Below are 18218 nucleotides of genomic sequence, written 5' to 3'. Positions count from 1 at the left end.
TGTGAGATGGCTTAATCGCTGCATGCAGTCGGGGATCGAGTGCACACTCATCCCGAATACACCAACACAACGAAAAAAACAGCGTCTCGCTTAAAGAAGTGTTGACGGCGAAACGCGCCTGCGCTGGCGAACGCGATGCAAACGGACTGCATGAGGTGTGCTTGCGATCGCAGAGAGTGCCCGCGGCATCGACGTTTGCAGAAGATGCGATTGTAGAAAAACACTATGCAGCAAGTATTTTCTTGCACGCGTGCATCGCGCACGATCGTTGCAATGATGCATCCTGCCGATCGCCCGAGCGCCTCGCGAAGGCGCTTCGCGGACTCTGAGTCGCGACTTTTGGCAACGAAAATATTTTCATGATTAACGGCGCGAGCGCTCGTCAGAGCGCGTGCAAGTCGCCGTTTTGCGCGAATCGCGTGACGGCGATTCGGTCGGCGTGTCGCGTTCGATCGGGATGAAGTTCGTCGCAGAGGATGTGCGCGAGCGTCGCATCGCGAACCGAAAGCGAGGTGACGACGCCTGTCCGTCACCTCGTTCGAACGCGCGAGGTCAGATGCCGAGCTTGGACTTGAGCAGCTCGTTGACGCTCTGCGGGTTGGCCTTGCCGCCGGATGCCTTCATCACCTGGCCGACGAACCAGCCGAGTGACTGCGGCTTGTCCTTGACCTGCGCCGCCTTGTCGGGATTGGCCGCGATGATGTCGTCGACAACCTTTTCGATCGCCGAAAGATCCGTGACCTGCTTCATGCCGCGGCTTTCGACCAGTGCGCGGGGATCGCCGCCCTCCTGCCAGACGATCTCGAACAGATCCTTGGCGATCTTGCCGGAGATCGTACCCTCGCCGATCAGGTCGATGATCCCTGAGAGCTGTGCGGCATCGACCGGAGAGTCCGTAATATCCCGGCCTTCCTTGTTGAGACGACCGAACAGCTCGTTGATCACCCAGTTCGCGGCGACCTTGCCGTCGCGCGCGCGGTTGGCGAGTTTCTCCAACACGGTCTCGTAGAACACGGCACTCTCGCGCTCGGCGACCAGCACGCTGGCGTCGTAGGCCGACAGGCCGAGATCCGCGACGAAGCGCGTCTTCTTCTGGTCCGGCAGCTCGGGCAGCTCAGCCTTCAACTCGTCGACGAAGCTTTGCGAAAACTCCAGCGGCAGCAGGTCGGGATCGGGGAAGTAGCGATAGTCGTGCGCCTCTTCCTTGGACCGCATCGACCGCGTCTCGCCCTTGTTGGGGTCGTAGAGCCGGGTCTCCTGGTCGATCGCGCCGCCGTCCTCGAGGATTTCGATCTGGCGCCGGGCCTCGTACTCGATCGCCTGGCCGATGAAATTGATCGAGTTCATGTTCTTGATCTCGCAGCGGGTGCCCAGCGGCGCGCCGGGCTTGCGCACGGAGACGTTGACGTCGGCGCGCAAGGATCCCTTCTCCATGTCGCCGTCGCAGGTGCCGAGATAGCGCAGGATCGAGCGCAGCTTGGTCACATAGGCCTTGGCCTGCTCGGCATCGCGGATGTCGGGTTTCGACACGATCTCCATCAGCGCTACGCCGCAGCGGTTGAGATCGACATAGGACATGGTCGGCGACTGATCGTGCAGCAATTTGCCGGCGTCCTGTTCCAGATGCAGCCGCTCGATGCCGATGGTGGCGGTCTTGCCGCCGTCCAGTTCGACCACGACCTCGCCTTCGCCGACGATCGGCGACTTGTACTGGCTGATCTGGTAGCCCTGCGGCGAGTCTGGATAGAAATAGTTCTTGCGATCGAACACCGAGCGCAGATTGATCTGCGCGTTCAGCCCGAGGCCGGTCCGGACAGCTTGTCTGACGCATTCCTCATTGATCACAGGCAGCATGCCCGGCATCGCCGCGTCGACCAGCGACACATGCGAGTTCGGCTCGCCGCCGAATGCGGTGGAGGCGCCGGAGAACAGCTTCGCGTTCGACGTCACCTGAGCGTGGACCTCCAGGCCGATGACCATCTCCCAGTCACCGGTTGAGCCCTTGAGAAGTTTGTGGGGTGCGGCAGGTGCGTTCATGGCTTGCTCCCGAGCAGCGTGGCAGCGATCCGCTCCCACTCTGCCTGTAATGAATCCGTTGCCACGGGCTGGCCGGCCTGGCGGTACCAATAGCCGGCGTTGCCGAGGTCGCCCTCGACCCGGTGCAGATAGGCGTGCACCCAAGCGGCCGCGCGGCCGCTCTCGTCCTGGACGATCTTGTGCGCCTGGTCCCAGTCGCCCTTGGCGGCCCACCATAGTGCGGCAAGTGGAGCGCTGAGGTCCGGCGCCGGCGCGGCGCCGTCGAGGCTGGCGATATACGCCGCCATGCTCACCACCATTTGGCCGGCGTGAAGCGGCCGGCGGCCTGCTCGATCACCTCGCCGAGCGAGAACAGCGTCTCCTCGTCGAAGGGACGGCCGATCAGCTGCAGGCCGAGCGGCAGGCCCTGCGCATCCTTGCCGGCGGGCACAGCGATGCCCGGCAGGCCCGCCATGTTCACGGTCACCGTGAAGATGTCGTTGAGGTACATCTCGACGGGGTCCGCGCCACCCTTCTCGCCGATGCCGAAGGCCGCCGACGGCGTCGCCGGCGTCAGGATCGCGTCGACGCCCTTGGCGAAGCAATCCTCAAAGTCCTTCTTGATCAGCGTGCGCACCTTCTGGGCGCGCAAATAATAGGCGTCATAATAGCCGGCCGAGAGCACGTAGGTGCCGATCATGACGCGGCGCTTCACCTCCGCGCCAAAACCTTCTGCACGGGTGTTCTCGTAGAGTTCGTTGATGTTCCGGCCCTGCTCGCGCAGGCCGAAGCGCACGCCGTCATAGCGCGCGAGATTGGAGGACGCCTCCGCCGGCGCCACGATGTAATAGGCCGGCAGCGCGTATTTGGTGTGCGGCAGTGACACTTCGACGAGCTCGGCCCCGGCCGCTTTCAGCCAGGCCGCGCCCGCTTCCCAAAGGTTTTCGATCTCGGCCGGCATGCCGTCGAGACGGTATTCCTTGGGAATGCCGATCTTCATGCCCTTCACGGACTTGCCGATCGCGGCCTCGTAGTCCGGCACGGCCATGTCGACCGAGGTCGTGTCCTTGGGATCGTGGCCAGCCATCGAGCGCAGCAGCATCGCGGCATCGCGCGTGCTGCGCGCGATCGGACCAGCCTGGTCCAGCGAGGAGGCAAAGGCGACGATGCCCCAGCGCGAGCAGCGGCCATAGGTTGGCTTGATGCCGACGGTCGCGGTGAACGCCGCCGGCTGGCGGATCGAGCCGCCGGTGTCGGTCGCGGTCGCGCCCATGCAGAGCAGAGCCGCCACGGCGGAGGCCGAGCCGCCAGACGAGCCGCCCGGCACCAGCGTCGTGTTGGAGCCATCACGCCGCCAGGGATTGCCGACCGGGCCGAAGCACGAGGTCTCGTTCGACGAGCCCATCGCGAACTCGTCATTGTTGAGCTTGCCCAGCATCACCGCGCCGTCGCGCCAGAGCTGCGAGGTGATGGTGGACTCGTAAGTCGGCACGAAGTTGTCGAGGATTTTCGAGCACGCCGTGGTGCGCACGCCCTTGGTCGCGAACAGGTCCTTGATCCCGAGCGGAATGCCGGCGAGCGGCCCCGCGTCACCCTTGGCGATCTTCTCGTCGACGGCCTTCGCCATGTCGCGCGCGCGGTCGGGCGTCTCCATGACGAAAGCATTGAGCACGCGCGCGGCTTCGATCGCGTTCAGATGCGCGTCGGTCAGCTCGAGGGACGTGAAAGTCTTTGCCGCGAGGCCCTTGCGGGCCTCCGCGAGCGTCAGCGATGTCAAATCGGTCATTTATTGATCGGGCTGCAGAAGAACGGAGACAGGGATTTGTCGTTGGCCGGGTCGTCTTTCTTGGCGGCCGCTTTCGCAGCCGCCTCGATCTCGTCGAGCACGGCATTGACGGCGACGTTGGGGTCGGCAGCCTTGCCCTGCCGCTCCATCTTGTCGAGATAGTTCATGTAAGCCTGATAGGCCTTCTCGTCGTCGCAAAGCATGCACATCGGACTTCGTCCTGAGACTCTTTTGACGCGTTTTCTTTACGCGAACCGGCTTCCACTTCGCTCGAAAACGCTACGTAAATTACTCAACAACCTTCGGCACCAGGAAGAAGTGGCCTTCGGTCGCGGGCGCGTTGGCAACGATATCGTCGGCGATCTCGCCGTCATTGACCAAATCCTGCCGCTTTTTCATCTGCATCGGGGTGACCGAGGTCATGGGCTCCACGCCCTCGACATTGACCTCCGAGAGCTGCTCGACAAAGGCGAGCATGGCGTTGAGCTCGCCCTGCAGATGCGGAACCTCGCCCTCGGAAACCGCAATGCGCGCCAGATGCGCGATGCGGCGGACGGTAGCGGCGTCGACGGACATTATATAAGGCCTCTCACGGCAAAACCTATGTGCCGTATAGCAGAGGCCGCTTTTGCGCCGCAACCGGCGCCAGCGCATGATCCGGAAAAGTATGAAGCGGTTTTCCGAAAAGATCATGCGCAAACAAGAACCAAAAGCACGATCAGGCTTCGCCCGAAGCTCATCGCGCTTTAGGGACCTATCCGGCCAACGCCTTCATCCGGGCAAGCGCCGATTTGGCGAGATCGCGGGTCAGTTCAGCTGCCGGGACCTCGCGGCCCAGGCCGATCGCCTGCCCGGCCCAGAGATTGGTGAAATCCACCCTGCCCTGCTTCTCGGCCGCAGCCTTGAGCGGTCCCAGCGCCGTTGCGGCGTGGGGAAATGGCGGCGCGTCCGGCGAAATCGGGCCGGCCTCGCGCATCAGGCGGTTTTGGACGCCGCGCGCCGGCCGCCCGGTCATGACATTGGTAATGACGGTGGAATCATCCCGTCCCTCGGCGAGCGCCGCACGGGCCGCCGCACTGACCTTGGATTCCGGGCAGCGCAGATAGGCACTTCCGATCTGCACGCCGGCCGCACCGAGCGCGAAGGCGGCTGCAATGCCGCGGCCATCCGCAACGCCGCCGGCCGCAATCACCGGGACCTTCACCGCGTCGACCACCTGCGGCACGAGCGCAAAGGTGCCGGGCTGTTCAGAGACCTTGTCGGTCAGGAACATGCCGCGATGGCCGCCGGCCTCCGCGCCTTGTGCGATCACCGCGTCAGCGCCGTGCTGCTCGAGCCAGACCGCTTCCCTCACAGTGGTCGCCGACGAGATGACGAGACATCCTGCCGCCTTGACCCGCTTGAGCAGCGCGGCCTCGGGCAGACCGAAATGGAAGCTGACGATCTCCGGCTTCAGCTCCTCCACGACCTCGCAGAAGCCGGCGTCGAACGGCGCGCGGTTCGCGGCATTGATGGGTGCGGCGGGATCGAGGCCATGCTCATTGTAGTAGCCCGCGAGGCGCTGCTTCCAGCGCGCCTCCGCCTCGGCCGTGAGCTCGACCGGTATGTGGCAGAAGAAGTTCATGTTGACCGGCGCGGAGACGCGCTGCCGGATGATGTTGACCTGCTCGCGCGCTTTCTCCGGCGACAGCATCGCGCTCGGCAGCGAGCCGAGGCCCCCGCCTTGCGCAACGGCGATCACCAGCTCCGCGTCCATCACGCCGGCCATCGGGGCCAGCACGATCGGGAATTCGGTCTTGAAGAGATCGATCAATCGACGGTTCGGCCACATGGTTGTTCTCTCGCAGTTTAGGCGGACACGCTGGAATTACGCCGGCTGGTTAGCAGTTGCTCGGCCTCGGTCGCGATCCGTTCGACGATTTCGGCGGCGGACGGAATATCATGGATCAGGCCGACGGCCTCGCCGGCAAAGACCGCGGCGACCTCGAAATTGCCCGCGGCCCTTGCCGCGGCATATTCGACGGTCACCTCGGCGGCGCGCTGCATCAGCTCGACCTCGCGGCCGGTCCAGCGCCTGATATGATCGTTGACCAGCGTTCGCGCGGTGAACGGGGCCGGCCAGAACAGGCTGCGTGACCAGTCGACGATGACGCCGCGCACCGTGTCATTGGGATCAGCGTCGCGAATGCGCTGCTTGGCTTCCTCCGCGCCATTGGCCTCCACGCTCGCATAGAAGCGCGTGCCGATCAGCACGCCGGAGGCGCCCAGCATCATCATCGCGGCGAGCCCGCGACCATCGGCAATTCCGCCGGCGGCAACCACCGGCACGCGCCCGGCCGTGAGATCGACGATCGCAGGTACGATATCGACGGTTGTGCGCGATGCGCCGTGACCGCCGGCTTCGGTACCCTGCGCGATCAGGATGTCCGCACCGGCATCCAGTGCCTGCTTCGCCATGTCCTCGCTCTGCACCTGGCAGATCAAGCGCGCCCCGCACGCCCTGATGCGCGCTGCAAATTGTGCAGGATCGCCGAATGACAGCATGATCGCTTGCGGATTGGCGTCGAGTGCGATGTCGAGAAGTCTTGGCTGTCTTGCCAGGCTCCACGTGATGAAGCCGATACCGAACGAAGCAAAGCCGCTTAGTTGCCTGGTCTCGGCCTCGAGCCGTTCCTGATCGCCGTAGCCACCACCCAGGATCCCGAAGCCGCCGGCCTCGCTGACAGCCCGTGTCAGCCGGCTGCCGGCGATCGTGTCCATTGGAGCCAGCAGGATCGGATGCTTGATCCCCAGGAGCTGGGTCAGCGGCGTGGTGATCGGCATGGCTCCTCCGCTCTCGACACGAATATTAGTCTAGAATACCATTCTCCAAAATTGATTTCTTACGAACGCTGCCATCTCAAAAGAGAAACGATATTATGGAACTCAGCGACCTCCAGACCTTCGCTGCCGTCGCCCGGACCGGGGGGATCACCCGCGCGGCGGAAGAGCTCAACACGGTGCAGTCGAACGTCACCCAGCGCGTGAAGGCACTGGAAGCCGAGATCGGCACGCCGCTGTTCGAACGGCACAGCCGCGGCATGACCCTGACCGGCGCGGGCAAGCGCCTTTTGCCCTACGCGCAACGGATGTCCGCACTAGCGCGCGAGGCCGTGCTCGCGGCCTGCGACGACGGCGAGCCCAAGGGACCGCTCGCGATCGGCTCGATGGAAACGACCGCAGCGGTGCGGCTGCCGCCGCTGTTGGCCGATTATCATCGCCGCTTTCCCGCCGTCCGGCTGACCCTGCGCACCGCGCCCACCGCCGACCTCGTCGCCTGCGTGCTCGAAGGCACGCTCGACGGCGCCTTCGTCGCAGGTCCGATCGTGCATTCCGATCTTACCGCGACAAGCGCGTTCCGCGAAGAGCTGGTGCTGGTCAGTGCGCGGCGCTGGGCCACGCTCGCCGAGCTGCGCGCCGGCACGCCGGAGTCGGGCCCGACCGCACTGACGTTCCGCACCGGCTGCACCTACCGGCAGCGGCTGGAACAGATCTTTGTCGAGCTCGGCTGGCCGTCAGCCGCACGCTTCGAACTCGGCACGCTCGACGGCATGATCGGCTGTGTCGCCGCCGACATGGGCGTGACACTGCTGCCGCGCGCCGTGGTCGAACGCAGTGCGATCAACGGCAGCGTCTCGATCCACGCGCTGAGCCATTCGCACGCGCAGGTCGAGACGCTCTTCATCCAGCGTCGTGCCGGACATCAAACCAGTGCACTGAACGGATTTGCCGCCTGCCTGAAGCAAGACGACGACGTCATCGCGGCCTGAGATGCCAGCGCCGCAGCGCCACGACGGCCCAGATCGCCTCGACCACGCCAAACGGCCAGGCTCCTTGCAGGAAGCCGTAAGCCGAACCGAGCACGCAGGCCATTGCGAACGTCAGCACGAACCAGTGGCTGCGGTCTTCCAGGGCGTAAGCGACCAGCATCGCTGTCACGGCGAACAAGCCGAATAATGTCAGCGCATCCATGTTCCGGGTTCACTCCGTAGCGCGACGCGTGATATGCGCTAACACCATGCCGGCTCTTATCCTGCCTCTCGTCGATGCTGCAACCCACTGGCCCGAACGCGGCGGGTTGGTCGGCCTTGATCTCGGCACCAAGACAATTGGCGTTGCCGTCTCCAATCCAGACCGCCGGTTAGCGACCGGCGTCGAAACGATCCAGCGCAAGGCGTTCAAGCAGGATGCCGCCCGGCTGCTCGCGATCGCCAGTGAACGCAAGGCCGTCGGCTTCGTGCTCGGCCTGCCCATCAACATGGACGGCAGCGAGGGCCCGCGCGCGCAATCGACCCGGGCGTTTGCCCGCAACCTCGCCGGTCTGACCGCGCTGCCCATCGGCCTCTGGGACGAGCGCCTGTCGACCGCCGCGGTCGAGCGCGAGCTGATCGGCATGGATGTCAGCCGCGCCAAGCGCGCCGAAGTGATCGACGAGCACGCCGCGATCTTCATCCTGCAAGGCGCGCTCGACCGCCTCGCCAATCTGCGCGCAGCCCCGGGGCCTGACTGATCCATGGCCGTCGTGATCGCGGCGCTCCTCCCCGTCTTTATTCTGATCGTGCTCGGCGTGGTGCTGAAGCGCACCCTGATGCGGCTCGATACGCAATGGAACGGGCTGGAGCGGCTGACCTATTTCGTGCTGTTTCCGATGCTGCTGATCCAGACGCTGGTGAAGGCCGACCTGTCCAAGGTCCCGGTCGCAGGCGTCGGCGGCGCGCTGCTGCTCTCGGCGCTCGCGATGTCGCTGCTCTGCCTCGCGCTCCGCCCGGCCCTGTCGCGGCTCGATATCGACGGCCCCGCCTTCACCTCGATCTTCCAGGGCGCGATCCGCTGGCAGACCTATGTGGCGCTGTCCGTCTCCGCCAATATGTTCGGCGAGGTCGGGCTGGCGCTCGCCTCCGTCGCGATGGTGGCGATCATTCCGCTGGTCAACGTCCTCAGCGTCGCGGTGCTCGCCCACTACGCAGCGCCGAAGAAGCAATCCGCGCGCACCGTTGTCATGACGGTTGTCCGCAATCCCCTGATCTGGGCCTGCGTGATCGGGCTCGTCGTCAACGTCATCCACCTGCCGCTGCCGAAGATCTGGCATGAGGTGGCAGACGCACTCGGCCGCTCCTCGCTCGCCATCGGCCTGCTCGTCACCGGCGCCGGACTGCATCTTGAAGGCCTGCTCCGCCCCAGCACGGGTGCCGCTATCGGCGTGGTGTTCAAGCTGGTGCTGATGCCGATGGTCGCGCTGGGGCTCGCCGTCTGGTTCGGACTGTCCGGCGACAGCCTTGCGATCGTCGCGATCTGCGCCGCGGTGCCGACCTCGACCAGCGCCTACGTGCTGGCCCGCCAGATGGGCGGCGATGCACCGCTGCTGGCGCAGATCATCACGCTGCAGACGATTTTGGCGGCGATCACCATGCCGATCGCGATCGCGCTGGTGGCCTAACTCCCCAGCCACATCGTCAGCACCACTGCCGTCAGATTGTTAAGCGCGTGCAGCACGATCGTGAGCCAGAGCGAGCTGCTGCGGTAGCGCATGTAGCCGAACCACAGGCCGATGGAGAAGACCTCGGCGAGGAAGTACAGGTCGTATTGTAGATGCACGACCGTCCACACCAGCGACGACAGGATGATGGCGCCGCGCACGCGCAGGAAGCTCGCCGACCAGCCGCGAAACAGAAAGCCGCGGGCGAGGACCTCTTCGGACATCGGAGCGGCCACGCTGAAGGCGAACAGCAGCATCAGCGCCGCGCCCTTGTCGCGACCGGATTTCAACAGGTCGGTCATGAAGCCCGGCGTCGCCTCGCGGCCCAGACTCCGCGACATCGTCTCCCAGGCGACCACGATCAGGATCAGCCCGACGGCGCCGAACAGGAGTTGCTTCCAGGACGGCCAATAGAACGCGAGATAGTCGACGAAGGAGGCCTTCTTGATGCGGATGGCCAGCCACACGGCGGCCAGCGTCGCCGGCAGGCCCATCGTGACCGAAAACGCGAGCGACGCCGGCTCGCGACCGATGTGCTGCATCGATGCGAGGTCGATTGGGTCACGGGCGACCCAGACCAGATAGACGATGGCCCCGATCTGCCCGACGAACATGGCTGCGAAGATGGCGATGCCCCACAGCGCCGTGCCCCAGAACTTCCAGACTCGCGGCGGCGCCGGCGTCTCGGTGAGCGGCGGCAGATCGGGATTGAGGGAGTCCATCAGGAGGCTTTCGTTTGGCAGGCTCACGGCAGCGCCCGCTCCAGCAGCGTGCGCACGTCGCCGCTCTCGAGCTCGACCGCGCCGTACATGCTGGCGTGGTTCGTGGCGAGGCGCGTGGCAGCGAACAGTTCTGCTTGACGCGGTGACACGCCGTTGAGCGCGGCGGCGGCCGCAAGCAGCGCCAGCTTCTCGACCGCAAGGCGCGCTACGCGCTCGCCGTCCGGGCGGCCGAAGGTCTTGCCGATGAATCCCGCAGTCTCGCCTGCCCCTGGCAGACCTTTGGTCTCGGCAGCAAGCGCTTGCAGGACCGATACCGCTGCCTCCGGCTCGCGCGAGAGCGCGCGCAGCACGTCGAGACACATGACGTTGCCCGAGCCCTCCCAGATCGCGTTGACCGGCGACTCCCGGTAGTGCCGCGCCAGAATGCCGTCCTCGACATAGCCGTTGCCGCCGAGGCATTCCATAGCTTCGTAGAGAAACGGCGGCGCGCTCTTGCAGGTCCAGTATTTGATCGCAGGCGTCAGCAGCCGCATGTAGGCGGCCTCCGCCGGATCGAGCGGCGTCCGATCGAAGGCGCGGCAGAGCCGCATCACCACAGCCGTGCTCGCCTCCACATGCAGCGCCATGTCCGAGAGTACCGCCTGCATCAGCGGCTGATCGGCGAGATGTTTCTGGAACACGCTGCGGTGCCGGGTGTGATGCAGCGCGTGGGCGAGCCCCGAGCGCATCAGGCCGACCGAGGCGATCGCGCAATCCTGCCGCGTCATTTGCACCATCTGGATGATGGTACGGATGCCCTTGCCCTCATCGCCGACGGCTTCCGCATAGGCACCGACGAACTCAACCTCGGATGACGCGTTGGAGCGGTTGCCGAGCTTGTCCTTCAGCCGCTGGAACTGGATCGCGTTCACCGAACCATCCGGCGCGAAGCGCGGCATGAAGAAACAGGTCAGTCCCTGGTCCGCCTGAGCCAGCACCAGGAAGGCATCGCACATCGGCGCCGACATGAACCATTTGTGGCCGGTGATACGGTAGGCGCCTCCCTCGCGCACCGCGCGCGTCATGTTGGCGCGCACGTCGGTACCGCCCTGCTTCTCGGTCATGCCCATGCCGAGCGTCATACCGCGCTTCTCCCACCACGGCGCGAAGCTGGGATCGTAGCTTTTCGTCGACAGCACCGGCATGACCTTGGCGCGCAGATCAGGCTGCATCGCCAGCGCCGCAACGGAGGCGCGCGTCATCGTGATCGGGCAGAGATGGCCGGTCTCGACCTGCGAGGCCATGTAGAATTTTGCCGCGCGGATGACCTCTGCGGCATCGCCCGCGGGTCTTCCATCCGCAGTCCAAGTCGAATTGTGCACGCCGGCACGGGCGCTGTGAGCCATCAGCTCGTGATAGGCCGGATGAAACTCGACCTGGTCGCGCCGATTGCCCTTGGCATCGAAGGTGCGCAGCTTCGGCGTGTTCTCGTTCGCGACGCGCCCCCGATCGGCCATCGCAGCCGAGCCCCAATGCTTGCCGAACTCCGAGAGCTCCGGTTCCGCCGCCGCAGCGCCATTGGCCCTGACCGCCGCGACCAGCGGCTGATCCACGGCGAAGAGATCGGCGTCCTCGAACGGCGGCGACTGGTTGAAGACCTCGTGGGTCGCGAAGCTGGGCTGGGTCATCTCGTGTCCTCGGCGCGGAATCAGTTCCGCCGCGGCTGGATCGGGAAATCATACGGCGCACCGCCCGCTCCCGGCAGCGAAAAGTGCCACCACTCCTTTGCATAGTTCACAAAGCCTTGCCTTGCCATCGCAGCCACCAGCCGCTTGCGCCAGGCGCGCTGATCCGGACTGATCGTTGGTGCGGCGGTATGCCCTTTCACGTCGGTGCAGTCATAGCCGGTGGCCATGTCGACGCTGCCCTCCGGCAATCGCGCCTCGACCGGTGCCGTGCAGTCCGCGTAGGTCTTTGACGGGTCGTATTTGCCTGAATTGTCGGCGTTGAGATCGACCAGCGTGAGATCGAGCGCTGCGCCCGTCGAATGCTGCGAGCGGCTTGCGATGTAGCCGAGGCGGAACAGCTCGGTCTTGGGAATTTTGGGATTGTAGCGCCGCTCGGCGGCCGTCTCGTGGCCGTTCTGCGACCACCTGACCATGTCGAGCGAGGCCCGCGCCGGCCGGTAGCAGTCGAACATTTTCAGTGAGAGATTTTGCGCCGCCAGTTCCTGCTGGACCGCCTTCAGCCGCAGCCCAACCTCCCGCTTCACCACGCACTCGCCGGCCCCGTAGCCGGCGAGCGGACGGCCGACGAAATTGTTCGAGGTGGCGTAGCGGATGTCCTGGATGATGCTGGGCTCGATGTCGTGCAAATAGACGAAACCGCCGGGAAGCGATTGGGCGTGGGCCCCGGAAACAAAAGCCGCGACCAAGAGCGCTGTTAGAGTTGTTTTCAGCGGAAATCTCCCCTTCGTCATGGCCGGGCTTGTCCCGGCCATCCACGCCTTTTCTGCGACAGCACCTTAAGAACGTGGATGCCCGGGACGTCTAGCGCGAAGACGCGCTTCGCGCTTCGGCCCGGGCATGACGGAGAAGACGGGGACAGCTCACGCCAGCGATAAGACCGACAGATCGGGGGATAACTCCCCGCCCGGGCTTTGGCCCTTGCCCCCCCGGCCATCCCCGCCTATAGCTCTCGCTTTAATGACATCGAAATCGACCTTCGTCCTCGGCCACCGGCATTTGCTGGGCATCGAGGGCCTTTCCGCGGCCGACATCACCGGCCTCCTCGACCTGTCCGAAGAATATGTCGAGCTCAACCGCCAGGTTGACAAGAAGCGCACCGTCCTGCGTGGACGGACGCAGGTGAACCTCTTCTTCGAGGCTTCCACCCGGACCCAATCGTCGTTCGAGCTCGCCGGCAAACGGCTGGGCGCCGACGTCATGAACATGTCGGTGTCCTCCTCGTCCATCAAAAAGGGCGAGACGCTGGTCGACACCGCCATGACGCTCAACGCCATGCACCCGGATATCCTGGTGGTGCGCCATCACGCCTCCGGCGCGGTGGAACTGCTGGCCCGCAAGGTCGACGGTTCCGTGATCAATGCCGGCGACGGCGCGCATGAGCATCCGACACAAGCCCTGCTCGACGCGCTGACCATCCGCCGCAACAAGGGCCGGCTTGAGGGCCTAGTCGTCGCGATCTGCGGTGACGTGCTGCATTCGCGCGTGGCCCGCTCCAACATCATCCTGCTCAACGCGATGGGCGCCCGCGTCCGCGTCGTCGGCCCCTCCACACTGCTGCCGCCCGGCATCGAGCGGATGGGCGTCGAGGTCGCGCGCGACATGCGCGAGGGGCTCAACGGCGCCGACATCGTCATGATGTTGCGGCTCCAGCGCGAGCGCATGAACGGCTCCTTCGTGCCGTCGACCTCCGAGTATTTCCATTATTTCGGGCTGGACCAGAAGAAGCTCGCCTACGCCAAGCCAGACGCCCTTGTCATGCATCCCGGCCCCATGAACCGCGGCGTCGAAATCGACACCGCGGTCGCGGACGGCGCGCAGTCCCTGATCCGCGAACAGGTGGAGATGGGCGTGGCCGTGCGCATGGCGGTGCTGGAAGCGCTCGCCCGCAACCTGCCGAACGCGTGATGCTCATGTTGACCGACCGCCGACCCATCCTGCTTGCCAATGCCCGCCTCGTCGACCCCAGCAGGGATTTCGATGGCCCCGGCGATGTCCTGATTGCCGACGGCATCATCCGGGAGACCCGCCGCGGCATTGGCGCTGCCGGCGTCCCCGAGGGCACCGACGTCGTCAACTGCGCCGGCAAGATCGTCGCCCCCGGCCTGATCGACATGCGCGCCTTCGTCGGCGAGCCCGGCTTCAGCCATCGCGAGACCTTTGCGTCCGCGAGCCAGGCGGCTGCGACCGGCGGCATCACCACCATCATCTGCCAGCCCGATACCTTGCCGGTGATCGACAACTCGGCGACCGTCGACTTCGTGATGCGTCGCGCCCGTGACACCGCGATCGTCAACATCCAGCCGATGGCGGCGCTGACCAAGGGAATGCACGGCGAGGAGATGACCGAGTTCGGCCTCCTCAAGGCAGCAGGCGCGATCGCCTTCAGCGACTGCGACAAGAGCGTGAGCAATGCGCAGGTGATGCGCCGCGCCTTGACCTACGCGCGCGATTTCGACGCGTTGATCGTGCACTACACCGAGGATCGCGATCTCGTCGGCGAAGGCGTGATGAACGAGGGCGAGTTCGCCTCGCGGCTCGGCCTGATGGGCATCCCGAACGCGGCGGAAGCCGTGATGCTGGAGCGCGACATGCGCCTGGTCGCGCTCACCGGCGGCCGCTATCACGCGGCGTCGCTAACCTGCATCGAGTCGCTCGACGTGCTCAAGCGCGCCCGCGACGCCGGCCTTGCCGTGACGGCCTCAGCCTCGATCAACCACCTTGCGCTGAACGAGAACGACATCGGCCCTTACCGTTCGTTCCTGAAGCTGTCGCCGCCGCTGCGCACCGAGGACGACCGCCGCGCGCTGGTCGCCGCCGTCGCCTCCGGCCTCGTCGACGTCATCATGTCCGACCACAACCCGCAGGACGTCGAGGTCAAGCGCCTGCCTTTCGCAGAAGCAGCCCCCGGCGCCATCGGGCTGGAGACCATGCTCCCGGCGGGCCTGCGCCTCGTGCACAATGACGAATTGGACCTCAAGACGCTGATCCGGGCGATGTCGACCCGGCCGGCCGAGATTTTGGGATTGCCTGGCGGAACCCTGCGCACGGGCAGCCCCGCCGACGTCATCGTGATCGACCCCGATGTGCCCTGGGTGGTCGATCCCGCCGACCTCAAATCGCCCTGCAAGAACACGCCGTTCGACGAGGCCCGCTTTACAGGCCGCGTGGTGCGCACCATTGTCGGCGGACGGACAGTGTACGAGCATGTCTGACGTGCGGAGCTGCAGCCAGGGAATTTGCAGACATGGCGCTTGAACTGTTTCTGCCGGTCGCTTTCGTCATCGGCTACCTGCTCGGCTCGATTCCGTTCGGGCTGATCCTGACCAGGCTCGGCGGCACGCAGGATCTGCGGTCGATCGGCTCCGGCAGCATCGGCGCCACGAACGTGCTGCGCACGGGGCGCAAGGGCCTTGCCGCCGCGACCCTGCTGTTCGACGCGCTCAAGGGCACCGTGGCCGTGGTGATCGCCGGCTACATCGCCGGTCCCAACGCCGCGATGCTGGCCGGGCTCGGCGCCTTCCTCGGCCATCTCCTCCCGGTCTGGCTCAAGTTCCGCGGCGGCAAGGGTGTCGCCGTCTATATCGGCATTCTGCTCGGGCTGTTCTGGCCGGCCGCGCTGGTGTTCTGCCTGCTATGGCTCGCGACCGCCTTCACCACCCGCTATTCCTCGCTCTCTGCGCTGGTGGCGTCCTTCATCACGCCGCTGTTCCTGTGGTGGTTTGGCCATCTCGCACTAGCAGCGATGGCCGCGGTGCTGACGCTGCTGCTGTTCTACGCCCATCGCGAGAACATCAAGCGGCTGCAATCGGGCAAGGAAAGCCGGATCGGCGAGAAGACATAAGCCGGGAATCCACGGATACCGCGGCACCCCTTCTGCATTATATCTCAAATGGTGTTCGCAACTTGCAGCCGAATCACGGCTGTATGGACGAACGGGTTCCTGGCTTGGCCCTGACGTGGGCATGGCTCTACGCGGTTGCTCAGAATGAGCGAGAAGATTGTCAGCGCGCAAGACGATGGCGATTTGCGAGGTGCTGCCTGCACCGCGGCAAGCCGGCTACTCTCGACGACGGACATCTGGTCTGGTGCGCCCTCGCCGCTTGTCGCTCCAGCGCCTGCTTCCGTCCCACCTCCACCGCGCGAGCCCGATCCGATCGTGGAAGCGGGGAAACCAGCCGAAATCCTAACTGCAGCGCCCGTCACGCACGATCGGACCCCGCGGCAATGGCCGCCGCGAAAATTGTCGCTGGCGCTTCAGGGCGGCGGCACCTTCGCTGCTTTCACCTGGGGCGTGCTGGAGCGGCTGCTGGAAGAGCCATCGATCGCGATCGACACCATCAGCGGCGCCAGTGCCGGCGCCATCAACGCGCTGTTGCTCGCGTCCGGTTTCGCCGAGGGCGGCCGTGAAGGCGCCCGCGCGCGGCTGAACCGGTTCTGGATCCGGCTGATGCACGAAGCCTCGTTCCGATCGCTGATGCTGATCGGCGGCTTCTCGCCGGCGGGAAGCTCGGTCGCGTTCGGCCCGACGCTGCGCTCCGGCCAGTTCGATCCGTTCGATCTCGATCCGCTGCGGCAGGCGCTGTCGCGCGACATCAATTTTTCCGCCTTGCGCGACCCGCGCTGCCCGAAGCTTCTGATCGCGGCGACCCGGATCCGCGACGGGCAGCAGCAGATCTTCCGCAACGACGTGATCACCGCCGACGTCGCGCTGGCCTCGACCTGTCCACCGCTGGTTCATTGCGCGGTCGAGATCGACGGCGAGGCTTATTGGGATGGCGGCCTCGGCGGCAATCCGCCCCTGCTGCGGCTCGTGCAGGACACGACGAGCGCCGAAATCCTGCTCGTCCAGGCCACGCCGGCGCGCGACAGCTACGTGCCGATCACGCTCGCCGCGATCGACCGCAGGCTGGATCAGATCGCGGCCAACGCCGCCCTCAATGCCGAGATCGCGGCGATCGAATGGGCGCAATCGCAGGCCGCATCGTCGTTGCGGCTCTCCAGGATCGCCGCGGAAGATTTCGTGGACGGCCTGGCGCAGCGCTCATCGACCGATCTCGGCCGCGGCTTCATTCGCGCGCTGCACCGGAGCGGCCGCGAGGCTGCCGGGCGCTGGCTCAAGCAAGGTCCAGATCACAGCGCAGCGCCGGCCGCATCCGGCCAGCGCATCGTCGCTCTCGAACCTGCGCTAGCCTGATTTCGCCAGCGCCTGCTCCAGGAACCACGCCGTCGCCAGCGCATGCGCGTCGTTGCCGAAGCGCGCGATCACCTGCACGCCGATCGGCAGGCCATTGGCCTTGAGCACCGGCACGTTGACGCAAGGGTTGCCCATCAGCGTCCAGAGCCTGTTGTAGCGGGGGTCGCCGGTGCTCGCGAGCTCCTTGGCCGGCGCCGTGCCCGGCGCCGAATAGGTCAGCAGCGCGTCGAACCCCTCGAACAATTCGCCAATCTCGCGGCGGCCGTGGCGGCTGATCCGGCGTGCGTCGTCGTAGTCCTTGGGTGTGAGACCGACCGTCGCATCGAGACTGGCGCGCAGCATCGGCGCGATCTCGTCGTGGCGTTCGGAAAATTCCCAGGCGAGCGCGCGATGCGCCTCGAAGTCCTGAATCACAGGGTGGATGCGCCAGGCCTCCTGCACCGCCTGCGGCAGATCGATGGTCTGCACGCTGGCGCCAGCCCGCGTCGCCGCCTTGATCGCGGCCTGCAGCCCCTCCTCGGCGGCCGGCTCCACGGCGCCGGCAAACTCCTGCCTGATAACGCCGATGCGCGGCGCCTTCGCCGGGACGATGCCGGCGAATTCGGTGCGGCCGGTCATTGCCAGCAGTCCGCGCGCGAGATCTTCCGCGCGGGCGCCGAACAGACCGACGGTGTCGAGCGCCCACGAATAGCATTTGACGCCGACCGTCGGCAGCATGCGGAACGAAGGCTTGATCGCGGCGGTGCCGCAATAGGCGGCGGGCCGGATCACCGAGCCGCCGGTCTGGGTACCCAGCGCCAGCGGAATCATGCCGGCACCGACGGCCGCGGCCGAGCCCGAGGACGAGCCGCCCGGCGTATGCCCGAGGTTATGCGGATTGAGCGTCGGGGTCGGATCGCGCGAGGCGAATGCCGTGGTCGTGGTCTTGCCGATGATGGTGGCGCCCGCCCGCTTCAGCATCATCACCACAGGCGCGTCCGCGCGCGGCTGCCAGCCGCGATAGATCGATGATCCCATCTCGGTCGGGAAATCGGCGGTGTCGATGATGTCCTTGATCCCGACCGCGATACCGCGCAACGGGCCAGAAGCTTGCGCCTTCGCGGAGCTGTCGTGACGGACGAAGGCATGGACGTCCTTCTCCCGCGCCTCGATGGCTGCATGCGATTGCGCGATGGCGGCCTCGGGCGAAAGCTCGCCCGCTTCGATGCGGCGCTGGAGGTCGGCGAGTGAGATCATGGGCAATACCCTTCTTATTGGG

General features: G+C 65.7%; 19 protein-coding genes. 7 read left to right on the top strand and 12 right to left on the bottom strand.

All coding sequences use genetic code 11. The annotated features are described in order from the left end of the window. Window positions 1-552: 552 nt before the first annotated feature. The 7 genes from gatB to IVB07_RS17035 form a co-directional block, all read right to left on the bottom strand. Window positions 553-2037, bottom strand: a complete 1485-nt coding sequence (gene gatB, locus IVB07_RS17065) for an Asp-tRNA(Asn)/Glu-tRNA(Gln) amidotransferase subunit GatB (protein ID WP_247362565.1) — start codon at window positions 2035-2037, stop codon at window positions 553-555. After that, entirely contained in the window at window positions 2034-2336 is a 303-nt protein-coding gene (locus IVB07_RS17060) for a hypothetical protein (protein ID WP_247362563.1), read from the bottom strand. Before IVB07_RS17060 ends, gatB begins: the two co-directional genes overlap by 4 nt. Then, entirely contained in the window at window positions 2327-3802 is a 1476-nt protein-coding gene (gene gatA / locus IVB07_RS17055) for an Asp-tRNA(Asn)/Glu-tRNA(Gln) amidotransferase subunit GatA (RefSeq protein WP_247362561.1), read from the bottom strand. Before gatA ends, IVB07_RS17060 begins: the two co-directional genes overlap by 10 nt. Next, entirely contained in the window at window positions 3799-4011 is a 213-nt protein-coding gene (locus IVB07_RS17050; RefSeq protein WP_007611210.1) for a hypothetical protein, read from the bottom strand. Before IVB07_RS17050 ends, gatA begins: the two co-directional genes overlap by 4 nt. 79 nt (window positions 4012-4090) lie before the next feature. Further along, a complete protein-coding gene (gene gatC, locus IVB07_RS17045; protein ID WP_007603335.1) occupies window positions 4091-4378 on the bottom strand; it encodes an Asp-tRNA(Asn)/Glu-tRNA(Gln) amidotransferase subunit GatC in 288 nt (95 codons plus the stop codon). A 178-nt stretch (window positions 4379-4556) separates the two neighbouring features. Continuing rightward, window positions 4557-5633, bottom strand: coding sequence for a nitronate monooxygenase family protein (locus tag IVB07_RS17040; protein ID WP_247362558.1), 1077 nt, complete (start codon window positions 5631-5633; stop codon window positions 4557-4559). Between the two features lie 17 nt (window positions 5634-5650). Then, window positions 5651-6625, bottom strand: coding sequence for a nitronate monooxygenase (locus IVB07_RS17035; protein ID WP_247362555.1), 975 nt, complete (start codon window positions 6623-6625; stop codon window positions 5651-5653). Between the two features lie 95 nt (window positions 6626-6720). On the opposite strand from IVB07_RS17035, the gene IVB07_RS17030 reads away from it, so the two are divergent. Then, window positions 6721-7611, top strand: a complete 891-nt coding sequence (locus IVB07_RS17030) for a LysR family transcriptional regulator (RefSeq protein WP_247767759.1) — start codon at window positions 6721-6723, stop codon at window positions 7609-7611. Here the strand turns inward: IVB07_RS17030 and IVB07_RS17025 are convergent. Beyond that, window positions 7598-7813 (bottom strand): hypothetical protein, encoded by a 216-nt coding sequence (locus IVB07_RS17025; protein ID WP_247338487.1) that lies wholly within the window; start codon window positions 7811-7813, stop codon window positions 7598-7600. The two genes, IVB07_RS17030 and IVB07_RS17025, sit on opposite strands and share 14 nt — an antisense overlap. A 46-nt stretch (window positions 7814-7859) precedes the next feature. On the opposite strand from IVB07_RS17025, the gene ruvX reads away from it, so the two are divergent. Further along, window positions 7860-8351: a Holliday junction resolvase RuvX gene (gene ruvX / locus IVB07_RS17020; protein ID WP_007603328.1), complete on the top strand. Its 492-nt coding sequence runs from the start codon at window positions 7860-7862 to the stop codon at window positions 8349-8351. 3 nt (window positions 8352-8354) lie between these two features. Continuing rightward, window positions 8355-9278, top strand: a complete 924-nt coding sequence (locus IVB07_RS17015; protein ID WP_247338486.1) for an AEC family transporter — start codon at window positions 8355-8357, stop codon at window positions 9276-9278. Here the strand turns inward: IVB07_RS17015 and IVB07_RS17010 are convergent. Genes IVB07_RS17010 through IVB07_RS17000 form a run of 3 tightly spaced genes read right to left on the bottom strand, consistent with a single transcriptional unit; the run spans window position 9275 to window position 12497 of the window. Continuing rightward, window positions 9275-10039 carry a type II CAAX endopeptidase family protein gene (locus tag IVB07_RS17010; RefSeq protein ID WP_247364690.1) on the bottom strand — a complete coding sequence of 255 codons (765 nt, stop codon included), beginning with the start codon at window positions 10037-10039 and terminating at the stop codon, window positions 9275-9277. The two genes, IVB07_RS17015 and IVB07_RS17010, sit on opposite strands and share 4 nt — an antisense overlap. Before the next feature lie 23 nt (window positions 10040-10062). Further along, window positions 10063-11706 (bottom strand): acyl-CoA dehydrogenase family protein, encoded by a 1644-nt coding sequence (locus tag IVB07_RS17005; RefSeq protein ID WP_247362550.1) that lies wholly within the window; start codon window positions 11704-11706, stop codon window positions 10063-10065. Between the two features lie 20 nt (window positions 11707-11726). Continuing rightward, window positions 11727-12497, bottom strand: coding sequence for a M15 family metallopeptidase (locus IVB07_RS17000; protein ID WP_247767758.1), 771 nt, complete (start codon window positions 12495-12497; stop codon window positions 11727-11729). A gap of 226 nt (window positions 12498-12723) precedes the next feature. On the opposite strand from IVB07_RS17000, the gene IVB07_RS16995 reads away from it, so the two are divergent. The 4 genes from IVB07_RS16995 (at window position 12724) to IVB07_RS16980 (ending at window position 16960) form a co-directional block, all read left to right on the top strand. After that, on the top strand, window positions 12724-13671 hold the full coding sequence (locus tag IVB07_RS16995; protein WP_007603315.1) for an aspartate carbamoyltransferase catalytic subunit: 948 nt from the start codon (window positions 12724-12726) through the stop codon (window positions 13669-13671). Continuing rightward, on the top strand, window positions 13671-14978 hold the full coding sequence (locus IVB07_RS16990; protein WP_198959261.1) for a dihydroorotase: 1308 nt from the start codon (window positions 13671-13673) through the stop codon (window positions 14976-14978). Before IVB07_RS16995 ends, IVB07_RS16990 begins: the two co-directional genes overlap by 1 nt. A gap of 32 nt (window positions 14979-15010) precedes the next feature. Further along, window positions 15011-15607, top strand: a complete 597-nt coding sequence (plsY, locus tag IVB07_RS16985; RefSeq protein ID WP_247362548.1) for a glycerol-3-phosphate 1-O-acyltransferase PlsY — start codon at window positions 15011-15013, stop codon at window positions 15605-15607. A 144-nt stretch (window positions 15608-15751) separates the two neighbouring features. Further along, window positions 15752-16960 carry a patatin-like phospholipase family protein gene (locus IVB07_RS16980; RefSeq protein ID WP_247338481.1) on the top strand — a complete coding sequence of 403 codons (1209 nt, stop codon included), beginning with the start codon at window positions 15752-15754 and terminating at the stop codon, window positions 16958-16960. On the opposite strand, the gene IVB07_RS16975 is transcribed toward IVB07_RS16980, so the two are convergent. Then, a complete protein-coding gene (locus IVB07_RS16975) occupies window positions 16952-18196 on the bottom strand; it encodes an amidase (protein WP_247338480.1) in 1245 nt (414 codons plus the stop codon). The two genes, IVB07_RS16980 and IVB07_RS16975, sit on opposite strands and share 9 nt — an antisense overlap. Between the last annotated feature and the right edge of the window lie 22 nt (window positions 18197-18218).

The sequence above is a fragment of the Bradyrhizobium sp. 172 genome (assembly GCF_023101065.1).
Classification (GTDB): Bacteria; Pseudomonadota; Alphaproteobacteria; order Rhizobiales; family Xanthobacteraceae; genus Bradyrhizobium; species Bradyrhizobium canariense_D.
This window is presented reverse-complemented; position numbering and strand designations above follow the sequence as displayed.

Bases quoted from the DNA above. Each gene is read 5' to 3' on its own strand.
- IVB07_RS17030 (WP_247767759.1), top strand. From the start codon at position 6,721: ATGGAACTCAGCGACCTCCAGACCTTCGCTGCCGTCGCCCGGACCGGG.
- IVB07_RS16980 (WP_247338481.1), top strand. From the start codon at position 15,752: ATGAGCGAGAAGATTGTCAGCGCGCAAGACGATGGCGATTTGCGAGGT.
- IVB07_RS17035 (WP_247362555.1), bottom strand. From the start codon at position 6,625: ATGCCGATCACCACGCCGCTGACCCAGCTCCTGGGGATCAAGCATCCG.
- IVB07_RS17025 (WP_247338487.1), bottom strand. From the start codon at position 7,813: ATGGATGCGCTGACATTATTCGGCTTGTTCGCCGTGACAGCGATGCTG.
- gatA (WP_247362561.1), bottom strand. From the start codon at position 3,802: ATGACCGATTTGACATCGCTGACGCTCGCGGAGGCCCGCAAGGGCCTC.
- IVB07_RS17010 (WP_247364690.1), bottom strand. From the start codon at position 10,039: ATGGACTCCCTCAATCCCGATCTGCCGCCGCTCACCGAGACGCCGGCG.
- IVB07_RS17050 (WP_007611210.1), bottom strand. From the start codon at position 4,011: ATGTGCATGCTTTGCGACGACGAGAAGGCCTATCAGGCTTACATGAAC.
- gatC (WP_007603335.1), bottom strand. From the start codon at position 4,378: ATGTCCGTCGACGCCGCTACCGTCCGCCGCATCGCGCATCTGGCGCGC.
- IVB07_RS16975 (WP_247338480.1), bottom strand. From the start codon at position 18,196: ATGATCTCACTCGCCGACCTCCAGCGCCGCATCGAAGCGGGCGAGCTT.
- IVB07_RS17005 (WP_247362550.1), bottom strand. From the start codon at position 11,706: ATGACCCAGCCCAGCTTCGCGACCCACGAGGTCTTCAACCAGTCGCCG.
- IVB07_RS17000 (WP_247767758.1), bottom strand. From the start codon at position 12,497: ATGACGAAGGGGAGATTTCCGCTGAAAACAACTCTAACAGCGCTCTTG.
- IVB07_RS16990 (WP_198959261.1), top strand. From the start codon at position 13,671: ATGCTCATGTTGACCGACCGCCGACCCATCCTGCTTGCCAATGCCCGC.
- IVB07_RS17060 (WP_247362563.1), bottom strand. From the start codon at position 2,336: ATGGTGGTGAGCATGGCGGCGTATATCGCCAGCCTCGACGGCGCCGCG.
- IVB07_RS16995 (WP_007603315.1), top strand. From the start codon at position 12,724: ATGACATCGAAATCGACCTTCGTCCTCGGCCACCGGCATTTGCTGGGC.
- plsY (WP_247362548.1), top strand. From the start codon at position 15,011: ATGGCGCTTGAACTGTTTCTGCCGGTCGCTTTCGTCATCGGCTACCTG.
- gatB (WP_247362565.1), bottom strand. From the start codon at position 2,037: ATGAACGCACCTGCCGCACCCCACAAACTTCTCAAGGGCTCAACCGGT.
- ruvX (WP_007603328.1), top strand. From the start codon at position 7,860: ATGCCGGCTCTTATCCTGCCTCTCGTCGATGCTGCAACCCACTGGCCC.
- IVB07_RS17015 (WP_247338486.1), top strand. From the start codon at position 8,355: ATGGCCGTCGTGATCGCGGCGCTCCTCCCCGTCTTTATTCTGATCGTG.
- IVB07_RS17040 (WP_247362558.1), bottom strand. From the start codon at position 5,633: ATGTGGCCGAACCGTCGATTGATCGATCTCTTCAAGACCGAATTCCCG.